Source organism: Pantoea sp. JZ29, assembly GCF_035190385.1.
Classification (GTDB): domain Bacteria; phylum Pseudomonadota; class Gammaproteobacteria; order Enterobacterales; family Enterobacteriaceae; genus Pantoea; species Pantoea stewartii.
In genome coordinates this window covers 197,321-214,695 of the sequence record NZ_CP045242.1, presented here as the reverse complement: position 1 = coordinate 214,695, position 17,375 = coordinate 197,321, and the positions used below count along the sequence as shown (strand labels likewise).

General features: G+C 51.9%; 12 protein-coding genes. 8 read left to right on the top strand and 4 right to left on the bottom strand.

The window, feature by feature from the left end:
- The first annotated feature begins 168 nt into the window (after nt 1-168).
- Nucleotides 169-1,758, top strand: a complete 1,590-nt coding sequence (locus GC090_RS20895) for a sensor histidine kinase (protein ID WP_058702581.1) — start codon at nt 169-171, stop codon at nt 1,756-1,758.
- Nucleotides 1,755-2,474, top strand: a complete 720-nt coding sequence (gene dcuR, locus GC090_RS20890) for a two-component system response regulator DcuR (RefSeq protein ID WP_006122071.1) — start codon at nt 1,755-1,757, stop codon at nt 2,472-2,474. The genes GC090_RS20895 and dcuR overlap by 4 nt, the downstream gene beginning before the upstream one ends.
- Here dcuR and GC090_RS20885 read toward each other — a convergent pair.
- Nucleotides 2,380-3,435: an FAD:protein FMN transferase gene (locus tag GC090_RS20885; RefSeq protein ID WP_324021642.1), complete on the bottom strand. Its 1,056-nt coding sequence runs from the start codon at nt 3,433-3,435 to the stop codon at nt 2,380-2,382. The genes dcuR and GC090_RS20885 overlap by 95 nt on opposite strands.
- A gap of 67 nt (nt 3,436-3,502) precedes the next feature.
- Nucleotides 3,503-6,280: an NADH-dependent fumarate reductase gene (locus tag GC090_RS20880; protein WP_006122069.1), complete on the bottom strand. Its 2,778-nt coding sequence runs from the start codon at nt 6,278-6,280 to the stop codon at nt 3,503-3,505.
- Nucleotides 6,281-6,865: 585 nt separating this feature from the next.
- On the opposite strand from GC090_RS20880, the gene GC090_RS20875 reads away from it, so the two are divergent.
- Entirely contained in the window at nt 6,866-8,377 is a 1,512-nt protein-coding gene (locus GC090_RS20875; protein ID WP_039339314.1) for a DASS family sodium-coupled anion symporter, read from the top strand.
- A gap of 157 nt (nt 8,378-8,534) precedes the next feature.
- Nucleotides 8,535-10,181 (top strand): class I fumarate hydratase FumA, encoded by a 1,647-nt coding sequence (fumA, locus tag GC090_RS20870; protein ID WP_006122067.1) that lies wholly within the window; start codon nt 8,535-8,537, stop codon nt 10,179-10,181.
- 43 nt (nt 10,182-10,224) lie between these two features.
- Here fumA and GC090_RS20865 read toward each other — a convergent pair whose 3' ends face one another.
- On the bottom strand, nt 10,225-10,878 hold the full coding sequence (locus tag GC090_RS20865; RefSeq protein ID WP_039339312.1) for an SDR family oxidoreductase: 654 nt from the start codon (nt 10,876-10,878) through the stop codon (nt 10,225-10,227).
- 89 nt (nt 10,879-10,967) lie between these two features.
- Complete coding sequence (locus GC090_RS20860) at nt 10,968-12,035, bottom strand: SDR family oxidoreductase (RefSeq protein ID WP_058708863.1); 1,068 nt, start codon at nt 12,033-12,035, stop codon at nt 10,968-10,970.
- Nucleotides 12,036-12,134: 99 nt separating this feature from the next.
- On the opposite strand from GC090_RS20860, the gene GC090_RS20855 reads away from it, so the two are divergent.
- From GC090_RS20855 to proP, 4 genes are all read left to right on the top strand, one after another.
- Complete coding sequence (locus GC090_RS20855; protein ID WP_006122064.1) at nt 12,135-13,037, top strand: LysR family transcriptional regulator; 903 nt, start codon at nt 12,135-12,137, stop codon at nt 13,035-13,037.
- 243 nt (nt 13,038-13,280) lie between these two features.
- Nucleotides 13,281-14,105 (top strand): CDP-diacylglycerol pyrophosphatase, encoded by an 825-nt coding sequence (locus GC090_RS20850; protein WP_162286582.1) that lies wholly within the window; start codon nt 13,281-13,283, stop codon nt 14,103-14,105.
- A 218-nt stretch (nt 14,106-14,323) separates the two neighbouring features.
- The gene (locus GC090_RS20845; RefSeq protein ID WP_039339306.1) at nt 14,324-15,526 is read left to right on the top strand and encodes an MFS transporter; all 1,203 of its coding nucleotides are present in this window, start codon (nt 14,324-14,326) and stop codon (nt 15,524-15,526) included.
- A 332-nt stretch (nt 15,527-15,858) separates the two neighbouring features.
- Nucleotides 15,859-17,334, top strand: coding sequence for a glycine betaine/L-proline transporter ProP (gene proP, locus GC090_RS20840; protein WP_054687877.1), 1,476 nt, complete (start codon nt 15,859-15,861; stop codon nt 17,332-17,334).
- Nucleotides 17,335-17,375: the final 41 nt, after the last annotated feature.

The following is a 17,375-nucleotide window of genomic DNA, read 5'->3' as shown; positions in this document are numbered from 1 at the left end:
TGACCTGAATCAGTCCTGCCTGTGTGGTGAGTTTTTTTAAACTGATGATCGCTGGCCATGAAACTGTACTGGTGGTACGACTTCGCGTATGTTGCATCGCGAACCTTACTATTGCTGATACTCACTATGAATGACTCCCGGCCCCACCGTTCGTCTAAAAAACGCCCCATGAAACTCAGCACGCTCTCGTCTCTGATGATGGCTGCTGTGTTGATGACCGTCTTGTTAAGCGTACATCTGCTTTACTATGTGCAGATTGATAACTTCACACGTGCGCATGTGAAAGATAAGGCCCTGGCCGTGGCGCGAACGCTGGCTGACAGCCCGGAAATCCAGCAGGCGCTGACCCAGCCTGATGGCAGCAAGATCATTCAGCCTATCGCCCAGGCAACGCGTAAACGTAATGATTTGCTGTTTGTCGTGGTAACAGATATGCGCGGTATTCGGTTTTCGCATCCGAATCCTGATGCGGTTAACCAACATTTTGTCGGTGAGGATATTAACCCTGCTTTACAGGGTCATGAGAACGTTGCGGTTAATCATGGCGTTCTGGTCGAAGCACTCCGAGTGTTTACACCCGTGTTTAATGCCAGACACCAGCAAATCGGCGTTGTGGCTATTGGCATCTCAGTGAATGACGTTGCCGCGCAAGTCACAAAAAGCCGCTGGAATATCTTCTGGACGGTATTATTAGGCGCGTTGGTCGGCATGCTGGGCATTTTCATATTAGTAAAACGCCTGAAGCACATTTTGCTGGGGTTAGAGCCATACGAAATCTCCAGTTTGTTTGAAGAGCGTCAGGCTATCCTGGATTCGATTAAGGAAGGCGTCATTGCCGTCGACGATCAGTCCCGCGTCAGCCTGATCAATCAGGCAGCGTCACAATTATTGAAAGAGACGACGCGTGAAGCCTTTCTGAGTGGCGATCGCGTACCGGAAAATGCGCAAATGCTGACCCATCTGCGTGATGCGTTGCATGAAGGCAAAGCCGCATATGATGAAGAACTTAACGTGCGCGGCAAAATACTGATCAGCAACACCGTACCCGTGCGTAGTCGCAGCAGTATCATTGGCGCGGTGAGCACCTTCAGGGACAAGACAGAGATCAGTCAGCTAATGCAGCGTCTCGACGGCATGGTAAACTATGTGGATGCGCTGCGTGAACGTTCCCATGAATTCATGAACAAACTGCACGTGATTCTTGGGCTGCTGCACATGAAAAACTATGCGCAGATGGAAGAGTACATCCTTAAAACGGCCAATAACTACCAGACCGAAATCGGTTCGCTGTTGCAGAAGATTAAATCACCGGTCATTGCGGGTTTCCTGTTAAGCAAAATTAATCGTGTGACGGATGAAGGCCATCAGCTAATCCTGAGCGAAGCCAGCTACCTGCCAGACAGCGGCAGTGAACAGCAAATTGCCGCATTAATAACGGTGCTGGGTAACCTGATCGAAAACGCCCTTGAGGCGCTTGACCCGGATATGGACGGTGAAATTCACGTCATGCTGCACTACCAAAACGGCTGGTTGTCATGTGAGGTCAGCGACGATGGTCCCGGCATTCCTGCCGATCAGCTGGCAACCATTTTCGAACGTGGCGTTTCCACCAAAGGTGAAGATCGTGGCGTTGGACTGTTTTTACTCAAGCAACAAACGGAAAGTCTGGGCGGTAACGTCAGCGTCGAATCCGAGCCAGGCGTGTACACGCAGTTTTTAGTACAGCTTCCGTGGGAAAGAGGAAATATTAACGAATGATCAATGTGTTAGTTGTAGACGATGATGCCATGGTGGCCGAGCTGAACCGATGCTACATCGGTCAGATAGACGGTTTTACCTGTTGTGGCACTGCGTCCACGTTACTGCAAGCCAAAGAACGCCTGTTGCAGACCGATCCGGCCGTTGATCTTATTTTGCTGGATATCTATATGCAGCAGGAAAACGGACTGGATTTGCTGCCGGAGCTGCGCAGCGCAGGTCGTCCGATTGACGTGATTATCATCTCGTCAGCAGCGGATGCGGCAACCATCAAAACCTCGCTGAATTATGGTGTTGTGGATTACCTGATTAAACCGTTTCAGTTTTCGCGCTTTGAAGAAGCATTGACCGGCTGGCGACAAAAAAAACGGCTCATGGATAATCATCAGTTTTATCAACAATCTGATGTCGACCAGTTGCTGCACGGCAACCCGGCGAACGCCAACGAGACAAAACGTCTGCCTAAAGGACTGACACCGCAAACACTGCGTACGCTTTGCCTGTGGATTGATGCGCATCCCGGAACGGAATTTTCCACCGATGAGCTGGCAACGGAGGTCAATATTTCTCGTGTATCTTGCCGCAAATACCTGATTTGGCTGGCGCAAAGCAATATTTTATTTACGAGCATTCATTACGGTGTGACAGGTCGTCCGGTTTATCGTTACCGTCTCCAGCCTGAGTATCACGCACTTTTACGTCAGTACTGCCAGTGATGTAGCGGAAGCTGTGATCCAGCAATGTAAAATCAAAGTGACGTTGTGACGAGCAGATGATGCGTTTGTCGCGCGTCACGAAGATAGCCTCTATGCCGGGATAGGCTTTCAGATAGTCGCTCCCCTTTTCAATGCCCATGCCATAGATCAGCGTGGTAAAAATATCCCCATCAATTGAGTGATCTGAAACGATGGTTACGCTGAGTAGCGGGTTATCCAGCGGATAGCCGGTATGCCTGTCCAGGATATGGTGGTAGCAGACCCCTTCCTGTTCAAAGTAACGTTCGTAAATCCCGGAAGTCACTACGGATTTATTCGTTACGTTAATCACCCCAAGCAGCGCGTCCGAAGCGGCAAAGGGTTTTTTTAAACCAATTGCCCAGCCTTCCTGCGGTGCATCAGGCGGCGCGCCGAGCGTTTGCACATTGCCGCCAAGATTGATGAGCGCGCTGTCCACACCCTGCTCATGTAAAAATGCCTGCACCCGATCGGCAATATAGCCCTTGGCAATCGCACCCAGATCAATCTCCATGCCCGCTTGCTTCAGAAAGACCGAACGGTTCGCCGCATCAAGTTCAATGTTCTCAGGATGGGTTAAAGCGAGTTTTGCCTGTATCTCTGCCCGCGCCGGCACGCTTTTCCCCTGAAAGCCGATCTTCCAGCATTTGACCAGCGGTCCGATGGCCAGATTAAAACTACTTTCAGGCAGCAGGCTGACCGCAAGTGCACGCTCGATTAGCGTAAACACGGGCTGGCTGACGCTGACGGGACGCTGACCGGCCGCATGATTAATCGCCATCACTTCGGAGTGCTCGCGATTGACGGTAAGCACATTCTCATACTGTTTGATCAAGCGAAAAACCTGACCTGCCAGCGCCTCATTATGCTCATACAGCTTAAGCAGAATGGGCGAGCCCATCAGGACGGCGGAATAGGCGTACACGTGTGAATCAGTTTGCATAAGCGACAGGACTCGGGGAGAAAGAAGAACCGGCATCCGATGTTATACGGATGCCGGATATCACGGCTTAGCGTTTGGCAAAAGCCGCTGCGTTTGCGCCAGCAAGAATACCAAAGATGATGATATCGGCAACCGCGTTTCCACCGATACGGTTTGCACCGTGGATACCACCGACGACCTCACCACAAGCCCAGGCACCGTTAATAACCTGCTTATTGGTGTCCAGTACTGCAGTCGCCGTGTTGATAGTCACGCCGCCCATTGTGTGATGGACGCCGGGCGCGATGCGAATGGCATAGAAAGGCCCTTCGCTTAACGGATGACGCAGCGCGGTTTGACGGCCAAAATCCTCGTCTTTCTGTTTAATCACAAAACCGTTGTAGCGTTGCAGTGTCTCTTCCAGCGTACGGTGTTCCATATTCAGCTTAACCGCCAGCTCCGCTACGCTCGGGGCGCTGATCACAAAGCCTTTCGCAATATATTCATCAGCGGCCTTGTTGTTCATACGGACCTGCTCGTCAAAGATAATCCAGGCACTTTTTTCTGGCAGCGCAATAATCTGCGCCGAAACTTTATCGCGAGTTTCCATTTCGTTGTAGAAGCGCTGGCCTGCCTGGCTGACCAGGATCGCCCCGCCACCGCGAATCGATTCTGAGACCAGGTAAGATGTCGTCTGCTCGACTGTCGGGTGAATCTGAATCTCGCCCATATCGACTGTATCCGCCCCAATTTTTTGCAGCATTGCAATGCCTGCACCGGTAGCGCCTTTATGGTTGGTGGTGACAAAACCATCCAGTTCCGGGCGATATTTCACCACCATTTCCCGGTTAGCACTGAAACCGCCTGTCGCCACAATCACGCTTTTTGCGTTCAGAATACGGCTGTCATTGTATTCATCCACCACCTTCACGCCGCTGACCGCGCCATTTTCAAACAGGATCTCTTCAACTGCGGTTTCAAGCAGCACGTCGATATTACGGCTGTTGATATTTTTCACCAGACCACTAATCAGGAAGCCGCCGACAGCGGAGCGGTCTGCAGGGCGATGCGTACGGTCGATACTCATACCGCCTGTGATAGTGATATCGTTAAGCTCAATGCCGTGATCTGCCAGCCAGTCGATGGCTTCCGGCGCTAAGTCAACAAACTCACGCAACAGCGCGGGATTATTTTTAAATTTACCGCCTTTGAGGGTTTCTTCATAAAACAGCTCCTTGCTGTCCTGAATCCCTTTCAGCTTCTGAAAACGCGTTTCTGCGGCGTTCATCCCGACAGAGGCTTTAATGGTGTTGCCGCCAATGGTCGGCATCTTCTCAATGACCACCACTTTAGCGCCTTCATCGTGGGCCTGAATGGCGGCGGCCAGCCCTGCACCACCACTGCCAACAACCACAACGTCATACTGCTGTGGCGCGTTGGGATTGCCGCCCTCTTCAATGACGTGTGCTTTGTTCGATGTGGTCATTGCGCGTGAGACCGCTTTTTTCAGCGCTTCACTCTGTGTCGTCGCACCGGTAATCGCGTCAACATGTGGGCTGTTTGCCACCAGAATACGATTACGCAGACTTTCAAACGTGGTGGTGAAGTCCACATCCAGCGTGTCATCAGGAACCAGGGAAATATCGGTAATACGATCGGTATCCAGCGTAACGTTGATTTTCAGCTTCAGTGCTTCAGCCTCAACTTTCTCCTGATAAACGCCCGCTTTGTATTTACGACCGGTTTCGCTCATGTCACGAATCATGGCGTCAACCAGTGAGAAACGCCACAGAGGCTCGGGGATGAGTAAAGCTTCACGTTTGTTGCTGTCGATATAGAGTTCAAGGTGCTCGTTATTGATGATGCGGTCAGTCCAGTCTGGATAAGCGATGCAGGCTTTACCGACGGCGACCAGGTCATAGCCTTTTTCCAGTGCCTTTTCTGCATCCTCTTTGTTAACCACGCCGCCGACACCTATTACCGGGACCTTCGCCAGGGTTTCTGACCGCATGGCAATAAACTTCTCAATAAGCGGTGTAGGATCGGTGGTATCCACGATGGATGGGCGCATCAACTGCCCGACAGAGAAGTGCACATAATCCAGGCCCCGTGCTGCAAGTTTCTCCAGTAAGTACATTGTGTCGTCAAAGCGGATGCCGGGCACTTCGAGTTCTTCAGGCGAAAAACGATAACCGATGATGAACGAGTTATGCGCAAAGCGCTCGGCCATCTTATGCGTGATATCCAGCACTTCCAGCGGGAAGCGGGCGCGGTTATCACGACTGCCGCCCCATTTGTCTTCACGCTGATTTGAGTTAGGTGAGTAGAATTGCTGAATAAGATAGGTGTTAGCGCCATGGATTTCTACGCCATCGAAACCCGCTTTGATGGCGCGGTTAACGGCATCACCAAATTTGGTGATCATGGTATCCACTTCTTCTGCCGTTAAGGCGCGGGGCGTCGTTGCCCCTTCACGGGGTGCCGCAATTGCGCTGGGCGCGACAGGGGTTTTACCGCCAATCAGTTCAGGCTCAACCATGCGTCCGCCGTGATAGATTTGAAGAATCGCGGTGGATCCTTTTTCCTTGATGGCGTCAGCGATGCGTTTTAAGCCGGGTATTTTGTTGTCGCTGTCGATGGCGATCGCACCCGGAAAAGCCGGGCCTTTTGGATCGATAAAGCAGCACTCAACAATCACTGTTCCGATACTGCCCGCACGTGCACGGTAATATTCAACCAACTCGCTGGTCACCGTACCATCATAAAATCCGGTACAGGTTGTCATTGGTGCCATGATCAGACGATTTTTTAAAACTGCACCACGCGGCAAGGTGAGGGGATTAAGAATTGGGGTGAGTGTATTCATTGCGATTAACTCCAAAATATCAAAAACCGGGAATTCTTTCTGGACGTTTTTAATTTAATTTAAGTGGTCCGATGTCATGCTTATAATATATCAGTTAATTTAGTTTCATAAGATATAATTTTAATTATTTAACTTTTAAATATCTTTAGACTTTTTGTTTGATTGGAGTGATTTCGTGATGTATGGTTATTGTTAATCAATAGTTACCAAAAAGCAATAGTGAAACAGCAGTAAAATAAACACAATAAAAACAATAAGTTAAAATTAACGCTCTGTGTTTTTTCTTCCTGATGTGGTTGCAAAAAGTATTCAATGCTATCTTACTCACCTGTTCCTCATTGATTATCGTTTAATTTGTTAAAACATAAAAAATACAATTTAACTTGTTTGATCCAGATCAAAATTTTATTTTCCAGAAGTCGCATCATATTCACATGGTTTCTTAAATTTTCTGCATCGCACGAGTAGAAACGTTAAAAGAATATAAAACACCACGGGTTATTCTTATAATGTAGAATAAATAAAATGTCTTGAAGAATTCGCCGGGGCGTTAATCGTATTATCCTTAACTCGTAGAAAAACACTATGAAAACACTCTCAAACATGAAAGAGCCCCCTAAAGCAGCCCCTGCAGCTGCGGGCAAAAAAAATAAAGCACTGATGCTAGCCCTGCCTGTCATCGTCGCAGTGCTTTTATTACTCGTCCCCGTACCGTCCGGTCTTGAACCTTATGCATGGCATTTCTTCGCCATCTTTGTTGGGGTGATTGTAGGCTTGATTTTTGAGCCGCTGCCCGGTGCCGTAATTGGTCTGACAGGCGTCGTAGTCATCGCCCTCTTCAGTCAGTTTTTGCTGTTTAGTCCGACAGAACTGGCCAATCCGACATTTAAACTCGCAACGGAGTCCTTTAAATGGGCCGTCAGCGGCTTTGGTAATTCAACCGTGTGGCTGATCTTTGGCGCATTCATGTTTGCTGCTGGCTACGATAAAACGCAGTTTGGTCGTCGTCTGGCCCTGATTCTGGTGAAATATCTGGGCCGCCGCAGCTTAACATTAGGTTATGCCATCACTTTTGCTGACCTGCTTTTAGCACCCTTTACTCCGTCTAACACCGCGCGCAGTGGCGGTACCATCTACCCGATTATCGCCAACCTGCCACCGCTGTATGGCTCTAAACCCAACGATCCCAGCGCGCGCAAAATCGGATCCTACTTAATGTGGGTTGCCATCACGGCGGCCTGTATTACCAGCTCCATGTTCCTGTCTGCACTGGCGCCGAATCTGTTAGCCCTTGCTTTAGTCAAAAGCGTCATTGGCTTCGATATTTCCTGGGGAATGTGGTTTCTTGCCTTTATTCCTTTAGGTCTGCTGCTGATTCTGACCATGCCGCTGCTGGCTTACTGGTTCTATCCACCTGAAGTCAAAGTGAATGATGAGGTGCCACGCTGGGCGATGGCAGAGCTTGAAAAACTGGGTAAACTGACCCGCAATGAAATCCTGTTACTGGTGTTTGTGGTCTGTGCACTGTTGATGTGGATTTTTGCTACTGCCTGGATCGAACCGGCCATGGCGGCACTGTTAGTCATCATCCTGATGCTGTGGACTGGTGTGCTTAACTGGAATGATATCACCAGCAACAAAGCGGCCTGGAACACTTTTGCCTGGTTTGCCACGCTGGTAGCCCTGGCTGACGGTCTGGCCAGAGTGGGCTTTATCGCCTGGCTGGGTAAAGAAGGAGGAATATTACTGCAAGGCTATGATCCACAGATCTCGGCGGTCGTGTTGTTAATTGCCTTTTTCCTGCTGCATTACCTGTTCGCCAGTACCACCGCGCACACAACGGCGTTACTGCCTGCCATGTTGACGATTGCCGCCTCGATTCCTGGCATCAATATGCCCGTGTTCTGTCTGATGCTGTGTACCTCTCTGGGCGTGATGGGCATCATCACACCTTACGGTACAGGTCCAAGCCCTATTTATTACGGCAGCGGCTACTTACCCACTAAGGATTACTGGCGACTGGGAACTATCTTCGGCGCTATCTTCCTGATTGCAATGATGCTGATTGCTTATCCCTGGATGGTGTGGATGTTCTGACCGCGCCCTGTGCAATCCAGCGCGTCATACGATAACATGCCATTACTTGCCAGCCTGCGCTTACGGCTGGCAAGCATAATAAACAACGAATTCGCCTGTGATGTTGCTCCTGTCAGCCTGTCTCAAAAGGAGCCAGCACGTCATTAAGTGAGATACCATGTCGAACAAACCTTTTTATTATCAGAACCCCTTCCCTCTTACCCACGAGGATACCGAATACTACCTGCTCAGCCCTGACTATGTTTCCGTTGCTGAATTTGACGGGCAGGAGGTGCTGAAAGTAGAACCTCAGGCGTTAACCTTACTCGCGCAACAGGCTTTTCATGATGCTTCCTTTATGTTGCGCCCGGCCCACCAGCAGCAGGTGGCCTCTATTCTTGACGATCCTGAAGCCAGCGATAACGACAAGTATGTGGCACTCCAGTTCCTGCGCAATTCAGAAATCGCGGCCAAAGGTGTGCTGCCAACCTGCCAGGACACCGGTACAGCCATCATTATGGGGAAAAAAGGTCAGCGCGTGTGGACAGGTGGAGGTGATGAGGCCGCCCTGTCAAAGGGGATTTACAATACCTATATCGAAGACAATCTGCGTTACTCACAGAACGCGGCGCTGGACATGTATAAAGAGGTCAACACCGGGACTAACCTGCCCGCCCAGATCGATCTCTACAGCGTGGATGGTGACGAATACAAATTTCTCTGCATCGCCAAAGGGGGCGGTTCAGCCAACAAAACCTATCTGTACCAGGAAACCAAAGCCCTGCTCAGCCCGGGTAAGCTGAAGAATTATCTTGTCGATAAAATGCGCACCCTGGGCACCGCCGCCTGTCCGCCTTACCATATCGCCTTTGTCATTGGCGGTACCTCTGCTGAAAGCACGCTGAAAACCGTGAAGCTGGCGTCAACGCACTACTACGATGGCTTGCCAACAGAAGGCAACGAGCATGGCCAGGCATTCCGCGATGTTCAGCTGGAACAGGAATTACTGGAAGCCGCACAGCAGTTAGGGCTGGGCGCACAGTTTGGCGGAAAATATTTCGCCCACGATATCCGCGTTATCCGTCTGCCACGCCACGGCGCATCCTGCCCCGTCGGTATGGGCGTCTCCTGCTCCGCTGACCGCAATATCAAAGCCAAAATCAACCGCGACGGTATCTGGATTGAGAAGCTGGAAGCCAATCCTGGACGCTATATTCCTGAAGCGCTGCGCAAACAGGGTGAGGGCGAGGTGGTGCATATTGACCTGAATCGCCCAATGAATGAGATTCTTGCACAGCTTTCTGAGTATCCGGTGTCCACCCGTCTGTCCCTGACCGGCACCATTATCGTGGCCCGCGATATTGCGCATGCGAAATTGAAAGAGCGTATTGATAACGGCGAAGGCCTGCCGCAGTACATCAAGGATCACCCGGTATACTATGCCGGACCGGCAAAAACGCCTGAAGGCTATGCATCGGGTTCACTGGGCCCGACAACAGCAGGCCGCATGGATTCCTATGTTGACCTTCTGCAGGCAAATGGCGGCAGCAAAGTGATGCTGGCAAAAGGCAACCGCAGCCAGCAGGTTACTGATGCCTGTCATAAACACGGCGGGTTTTACCTGGGCAGTATTGGCGGACCCGCGGCAGTTCTGGCGCAACAGAGCATCAAGAGCCTGGAGTGTGTGGAATACGCTGAGTTAGGAATGGAAGCAATCTGGAAAATCGAAGTAGAAAATTTCCCGGCCTTCATTCTGGTCGATGACAAAGGAAATGACTTTTTCCAGCATATCGAACGTGAACACTGCTCGCGCTGTGTAAAATAAGCTGGCAGTAACAGAAAACGGCCCCCTGACAGGGGCCGTTTTTTTAGCGCTGCAAACGTTGCAGAGCGTGACTGATGCTTTCATCACCTGCGGTCAGTTCAATGATTTTGTGATTCAGTTGCGGTGTTTCAACGAGCGCCACCAGCGTGGCGGCAACGTCTTCACGTGGAACCGCTCCGTAGGGGATGGCGTAACCGGCTCGTACGGTGCCACTGCCCGCCGTATCCGTTAACGTCCCGGGACGCAGGATTACCCAGTCAAGCTGACTTTCCACCAGGCGAACATCCGCCAGCCGCTTCACATGCATGTAGTTCTCGAAGCCTTCAGACGTTTTTTCGCCCCGCGCCGCATCCGGAAAAACCGACACCAGCAAAAAACGGTTAACCCCCGCCTTCTCTGCTGCAGCAACCGCCAGCGCCAGACCCTGACCATCAATAGCATTGGTGAGTTCAATGCCAGCACCACCCGCCCCTGCGCTGAAAATCACCACCTCATGACCGGTCATTTTCTGCGCCAGCGTCTCAACACTGAGTTTTTGAAGATCGCCCATGATCGGTGTCGCGCCCACAGCGGTGATGGCTTCGGCCTGCTCCGGTTTACGGTGCAGCGCCGAGACCGCATGCTGTCTGGCGCAGAGCTGTTTCGTCAGGTGAGTGCCCACTTTTCCCGCCGCGCCAATGATAAAACACGTTGCCATCGTCCTGATCCTTATTTCACGTCAGTCAGACTACAAGTATAACCCTTAGCGCAGCGGCGATGGCCTTGCGCTGACAGGGCCGAATCCCGTTACTGCGGGATGATTTTTTCCTGCTTCAGCTTATCGAACAGCTGGATGAATGAATCCAGCGTGCTGCGGTAGCCGGTAAACCCCGCTTTACGGCTTTTACTCATATCGGTAAAGGCTTCCATTGGACGGCCCAGATCGGCGTCAGTGTGCCACCATGACGCCAGTCGGGTGACGTCGCTCTCGCGCAGGTTTTCGCGCCCGGCAATGGCCTGCCATACGCTGGCAGCGTCCTGCATACGGCCATCGAGCGGCATCATTTTTGCCGGATAAGCAGCGGCTTCAATACCAAAATATTCAGCCAGTTTCGGCCACATCCAGTTCCAGCGGAACACATCACCATTGACAGCGTTAAAATCCTGATTGGCCGCGTCTGGACTGGTTGCCGCCCACTCAAGTTGTTCAGCCAGGAGATCCGCATCGGTCATATCCACAACGCCGTTCCACTGTTCAGGTGAGCCCGGGAAGATAAACGGCCAGCCTTTTTCTTTACACAAGGTCGCGTAAACGGCCAGCGTCTGCCCCATGTTCATGGCATTGCCGAGCGCATAGCCAATGATGGTATGGGGACGATGGACACTCCAGCGGTAGCCGTACTTGTCAGCGCCTGCAAAAACCTCATCTTCCTGCGCGTAATAAAAGTTATCAACGGGCTGACGACCTTGTTCTTCACGGAAAGGCGTAACCGGCACCGCACCTTTACCGTAAGCCTCGAACGGCCCCAGATAGTGCTTCAGTCCGGTGACAAGGGCAACATGCGCCCCCTGTAAGCGCTCGCCGAGTGCCTCAATGACATTACGGATCATCCCGCCATTGACGCGGATATTCTCTTTTTCGCTGTCCTGACGCGCCCACACGCTGAAGAATACCGCATCGGGTTTCGTATCTTTCAGGGTAGCGCGCACCGCATCGGGATCGGTCAAATCGGCCGTCAGACTGTGGCAGCCTTGCGGAACAGCGCCGCGACCGCGGGATAATCCGCTGACCTGCCATCCGTCTTTCATTAACCTTTCAGCCAGCGCTCGCCCGATAACCCCGCTGATTCCGACAATCAAAGCCTGTTTTTGCATGTTAATTCTCCTCGTTTTGCGTAATGCTAAGCGTAATAGAGAATTTAATTCCTATTATTGGTAATTATTCACAGCATTCTCAACCTGAGTTCATCAATCATGCACGATCAACGACTTAAGGATATTGTTCCCTTTGTTGCCAGTGTTGAAAGCGGCAGTTTTACTGCTGCGGCAGCACGTCTGCATGTCACCGGCTCCGCCGTCAGTAAAAGCGTCAGTCGGCTGGAAGCGCGGCTGGGCTCGCGCCTGCTGGAGCGCACAACACGCAGGCTGCAGCTCACCGATGCCGGTAACGCCTATTACCAAACCTGCATACGCATCATGGAGGAGCTTGCTGAAGCTGAGTCAGTTCTGGCAGCACAACGTATTATTCCGTCAGGACGCCTGCGACTCGCTGTGCCGCATACGTATGGTCGCCTGAATGTGATGCCGTTGCTGATTCCGTTTTGCCAGCAGCATCCCGAGCTTGAGCTCAGAGTGAGCTTTTCAGATCGTTTTATTGATCTCTTCGACGAAGGTATTGATGTCGCGGTCAGGATTGGCGGATCCGCCGATTTACCAGCCTCAATGGGCAGTCGCTACCTGGGACGAGAGAGAATGGTGTTTTGTGCATCGCCAGCCTGGCTGGATCGCGAAGGCCGGCCACAGGACGAACAGGCGCTGATGCAACATCGGGCCATTCTTTACGAACGCGCGGATAACACGCCCAAACCCTGGTTATTCCCCCGTGAAGAAGGACATGTCCAGTGGCGAGATATGCCGTTTCGGATGGCATTGGGTGATGTAGATGCGCAACTCCAGGCGGTCATAGCTGGACTTGGCATAGCGCAAATGCCCTCCTGGCTGGTAAACAGTGCCGTAGCTAAAGGCGAACTGGAGATTATCCTGCCACAATTACAGCCTGATGGTCTGGCCCTGAGCGTCATCTGGCCACGCCGTAAGCAACTGCTGCCGAAGGTAGATGCCTTGTTATCCGCACTGACACAGCTGGTGATTCGCTAAGTGATCAAAGATCTCACCTCTGCGGCCGACGGGCGTTCGGCACGGCCAGCGCAGAAACACGCGCGGGATGATCTTCTGTCACACACGCTGTGGCCTTTATTGTGGCGTGTCGCTAATTTATTGTGTAGCCAGTGGAACGGATAAGCCTGTAAGGACAAATAAGGTATGGCATTTCAGAGCGCGAACACTTCGGATTATGCATAGCACGGCGCCACGCGGCACGTTAACACCGGCGGCAGTCTGATGCCTCTCCTGCCCCTTCTGTGCCGCCTGAGTATTCTGGCAGGGATAGCTTTTGCGCTGTCAGGATGTGCGCGCCAGGATGCGTTGTGGATGGTGACGAACGACGTTTGCAGGGTGAACTACGCGTACACTGGCTATGCTGCCCCCTGCCAGCAAGTCTATCTTGCAAAAGGGGAACAGCAGGGCTTCAGCGTTATTCAAAATCCACGTTATCCGTATCATTTTATTCTGGTGCCCACACTTTTGTTATCTGGTATCGAAAGCCCCTTATTGTCGTATACGACCCGCACAGACTATTTCGGTTATGCGTGGCTGATGCGTTATCGCGTAATGGCGGCGTATGGCGGAACGGTGCCGGAAGACAGGCTGGGCATGGCTGTCAATTCCGCCTGGGGGCGCAGCCAGAATCAACTGCATATTCATCTCACCTGCCTGCGGGAAGATGTCTATCGCCAGTTACAGGCTGAACGCCCTTATATTCAGGATGACTGGCATCCCCTGCCAGACAAATTGTTAACGCACACTTATTATGCGCGACGCGTCCTGCAGCCCAGTGTGATGGGCATTTATCCTGTTGCATCCGTTGCCCGCGATTTTCATCTGTCTCCGCCCCAGTTGGCGGAATATGGGATTGCCGTTGTTCCTGCCACGTTTTCAGGAAAAAACGGCTTTATCATGCTGGTGACGCGACGAGGCTGGGATAAAGGGAACCGGGCATCCGTCGAATCGCTTCTGGATAAAAATTGTGAAATTCTGCACGACCCAACACTGCTCCCTCCGCAGGCCTCCCCAGTGGCAACGATGAAGACAGTGCCGCATCAATAAGGGGATGGCACGCTATGGCATAAAGCCTGACCGCTGGCAGCCTCAGTGCCCCTCACACAGTCAGCCAGTCATTAGACTAAATTACACAAAACGTGAATTTTTTCATTTTGTAACTTTAACGTTATGTTACTGAGTATTTTTACTGCCATGATGCATTGCGTTACGCATTGAAATGTGGTCGTTACCCACAACTTCTTATCAGCTACAGGGAAAAGCACATGTCACAACGGTCACTTCAGGCGCTGTGCCTGATGAGTTTTTTTCTGGCCGACGTCAGAGACGGCCTTGGGCCCTTTTTAGGCATTTTTTTGACAGAACGCCACTGGAGCCCGGATGAAATAGGCCTGGTGATGACCTCAGGCGGTATCGCCGGACTGCTCTCAACGTTACCGGCGGGTGTGGTTGCCGACGCCACACGTTACAAACGCTTTATTATCCTGGCGGGTTGTGTCGTGATTACGGTCGCTACCTTACTGCTCTGGTACAGCAATCAGTCATGGACGGCGATTATTTCGCAAATCGTCGCGGGCATCGCTGCCGCCTTCATCGGTCCGACGGTGGCAGGAATAACGCTTGGCCTGACCGGGCAAAAAGGGTTCAACCGTCAGATGGGACGCAACGAAGCCTATAACCATGCGGGTAATACGCTGGCGGCTGTCCTTGCAGGTTTTGCCGCCTGGAAATGGGGGCTGGGTGCGGTGTTCATCCTGATGATGGTCATGGCGGTATTTGCGGCTATCGCCACCCTGGCTATTCGTGCAGACGATATTGACCATGATGTGGCGCGCGGCCTGGACGATAAATCGTCGGATAAACCTACGCTCAGCCTGTGGATACTGGCGCGCAAACCGGCGTTGCTGGTGGCCGGATTGACGCTGCTGCTGTTCCATCTGGCTAACGCTGCGCTGTTGCCCATGCTGAGCATGCGTGTGGCCTCCTCAACCGGACCTGACACGGTGGATCCCGGCCTGTATGCTGCCGCAACGGTCGTAATTTCCCAGTTAGTGATGATCCCTGTCGCGATCTTTGTCTCTAAACGTGTCGATCACATTGGCTATCGCCGTTTAATCATGACCGCACTGTTAATGATGCCACTGCGCGCGGTTATTGCAGCAGAATTTCCGGAGACCTTTTTCGTGGTTCCCGTACAAATCCTGGACGGTATTGCGGCCGGGATACTGGGCGTCGCCGTGCCGGGCTATATCGTGTCGCTGTTGCGCGGCAGTGGGCACGTGAACGCTGGCCAAAGTGTGGTAATGCTGATGCAGGGCGTTGGGGCGTCCATGAGCCCAGCCATGACAGGCCTGATTGTGGCCCGTTACTCTTACAGTATTGCCTTTAGCGCATTAGGCTGCATTGCCCTGGTAGCCTTGATGTTGTGGTGGTTCTCGGGCCGGACACCCGAGGCGAAGCCTGCCTGATGTGCCCTTCTCTGCCAGCCCTGGCTGGCAGAGAGTCTTCGCGCACCACTTTTAACGGGCTCCCGGGTCACTCTCAGTGCCTTTTGGAAAACATAGCAAAATGTAAATAAAAGTAAAAACTCATTTTCTGCTATCTCACTTATAAGACAGTCTTTTTTCCCAGAGACTTGCAAAAAATGACATTCATCGACTATGTTTCTACGCTGCGGTTAAGAACGCTCTATCATTAAAGTTACTGGCCTCTTATAGCTTTCACTTCCTTCTCTTCCGTTAACCTCGCTGACTGGCTGCGAAAGCTATAGGTCGTCCCATTTAAGTCGTATGAGGAAAATATGGATACTAACCATTCATCGTCAACCAGGCCAAAAAAGCATTTCTGGAATAAAAGGCCAAAAAAACTCACTGTTGATGATATTACCGTTATTGATAATGACATGCTGAAGCGGGCAGTAGGGGCCGCGGCATTAGGCAATGCCATGGAGTGGTTCGACTTCGGGGTTTACAGCTATCTGGCGGTGATCATCGGTAAGGTTTTCTTTCCCGATGCCAATAACGCGATTCAGCTTATCGCCACCTTTGGTACTTTTGCGGCCGCCTTTTTAGTGCGTCCACTGGGTGGGATGGTCTTTGGTCCACTTGGCGATCGGATTGGACGCCAGAAGGTGTTGGCGATAACGATGATCATGATGTCGATTGGCACGTTTTGTATCGGCATTATCCCTTCTTATGCCTCTATCGGGATAATGGCCCCCATTCTCTTGTTGGTCGCCCGCCTGGTGCAGGGGTTCTCAACGGGCGGTGAATATGGCGGTGCAGCCACCTTCATCGCAGAATATTCAACAGACAAACGTCGCGGTTTCATGGGCAGCTTCCTGGAGTTTGGAACGCTTGGCGGTTACCTGCTGGGCGCGTGTCTGGTGACGGTCATGACTTCGGTAATCTCGTCCGAGGCGATGATGTCGTGGGGCTGGCGCGTGCCCTTTTTTATCGCCGCACCGTTGGGCTTGTTCGGCCTGTATGTGCGTCTGAAACTGGAAGAAACGCCGGCCTTCAAACAGCATATGCAAAAGCAGGAGGAACTGGAGCAAAGCAAACCGCGCCTGAGCCTGTTTAAGATGCTAAGTAAGCATCGTGTCCCGATGATGAAATGTATCGGCCTGGTCCTGTTATTTAACGTGTCGAACTATATGCTGACGTCGTATATGCCCAGCTATCTGACCGGCGTGCTGGGTTTACCTGAACTGAGCGGTCTGTTACTGGTCATGGTTGTCATGTTTGTGATGATGCCGCTCACGCTGATGTGGGGCCGCTGGACCGATCGCATTGGGCGCCGCCCGGTGATTGGTTTCGGTGCGGTAGGGCTGATTTTGCTCTCCATCCCCTGCTTTATGTTGATCGGGACACATAATATGTGGGCCGTCTTTGCGGGACTGTTGATTCTGGGCGTGCTCCATACCTGCTTCAGCGGCACAATGCCCTCGACATTACCGGCACTGTTTACCACGGATATTCGTTACAGTGCGCTCGCCATCGGCTTTAATCTGTCTGTATCGTTGTTTGGCGGGACAACCCCGTTACTGACAGCATGGCTGGTCGATACCACGCAGAATACCATGATGCCAGCGTACTATATGATGGTGGCGGGTGTGATTGGATTACTGACGATTCTGACGGTCAGGGAAACCGCCCGTAAGCCGTTAAGCGGTTCATCCCCCGCTGTGGCAACTGAAGCTGAAGCGCATAGCCTGATTAGAAAACTGGATAAAAGCGCAGAACCAGTGCCACCCTCACCAGCCGACGCGAAATAAAGCAAACTCACGAAAAACACCCTGCACATGCAGGGTGTTTT

Excerpts from the sequence above, each read along its gene's own strand:
- fumA (WP_006122067.1), top strand. The coding sequence starts at position 8,535 with ATGTCGAACAAACCTTTTTATTATCAGAACCCCTTCCCTCTTACCCAC.
- proP (WP_054687877.1), top strand. The coding sequence starts at position 15,859 with ATGGATACTAACCATTCATCGTCAACCAGGCCAAAAAAGCATTTCTGG.
- dcuR (WP_006122071.1), top strand. The coding sequence starts at position 1,755 with ATGATCAATGTGTTAGTTGTAGACGATGATGCCATGGTGGCCGAGCTG.
- GC090_RS20895 (WP_058702581.1), top strand. The coding sequence starts at position 169 with ATGAAACTCAGCACGCTCTCGTCTCTGATGATGGCTGCTGTGTTGATG.
- GC090_RS20880 (WP_006122069.1), bottom strand. The coding sequence starts at position 6,280 with ATGAATACACTCACCCCAATTCTTAATCCCCTCACCTTGCCGCGTGGT.
- GC090_RS20875 (WP_039339314.1), top strand. The coding sequence starts at position 6,866 with ATGAAAACACTCTCAAACATGAAAGAGCCCCCTAAAGCAGCCCCTGCA.
- GC090_RS20850 (WP_162286582.1), top strand. The coding sequence starts at position 13,281 with ATGCCTCTCCTGCCCCTTCTGTGCCGCCTGAGTATTCTGGCAGGGATA.
- GC090_RS20885 (WP_324021642.1), bottom strand. The coding sequence starts at position 3,435 with ATGCAAACTGATTCACACGTGTACGCCTATTCCGCCGTCCTGATGGGC.
- GC090_RS20860 (WP_058708863.1), bottom strand. The coding sequence starts at position 12,035 with ATGCAAAAACAGGCTTTGATTGTCGGAATCAGCGGGGTTATCGGGCGA.
- GC090_RS20865 (WP_039339312.1), bottom strand. The coding sequence starts at position 10,878 with ATGGCAACGTGTTTTATCATTGGCGCGGCGGGAAAAGTGGGCACTCAC.
- GC090_RS20845 (WP_039339306.1), top strand. The coding sequence starts at position 14,324 with ATGTCACAACGGTCACTTCAGGCGCTGTGCCTGATGAGTTTTTTTCTG.
- GC090_RS20855 (WP_006122064.1), top strand. The coding sequence starts at position 12,135 with ATGCACGATCAACGACTTAAGGATATTGTTCCCTTTGTTGCCAGTGTT.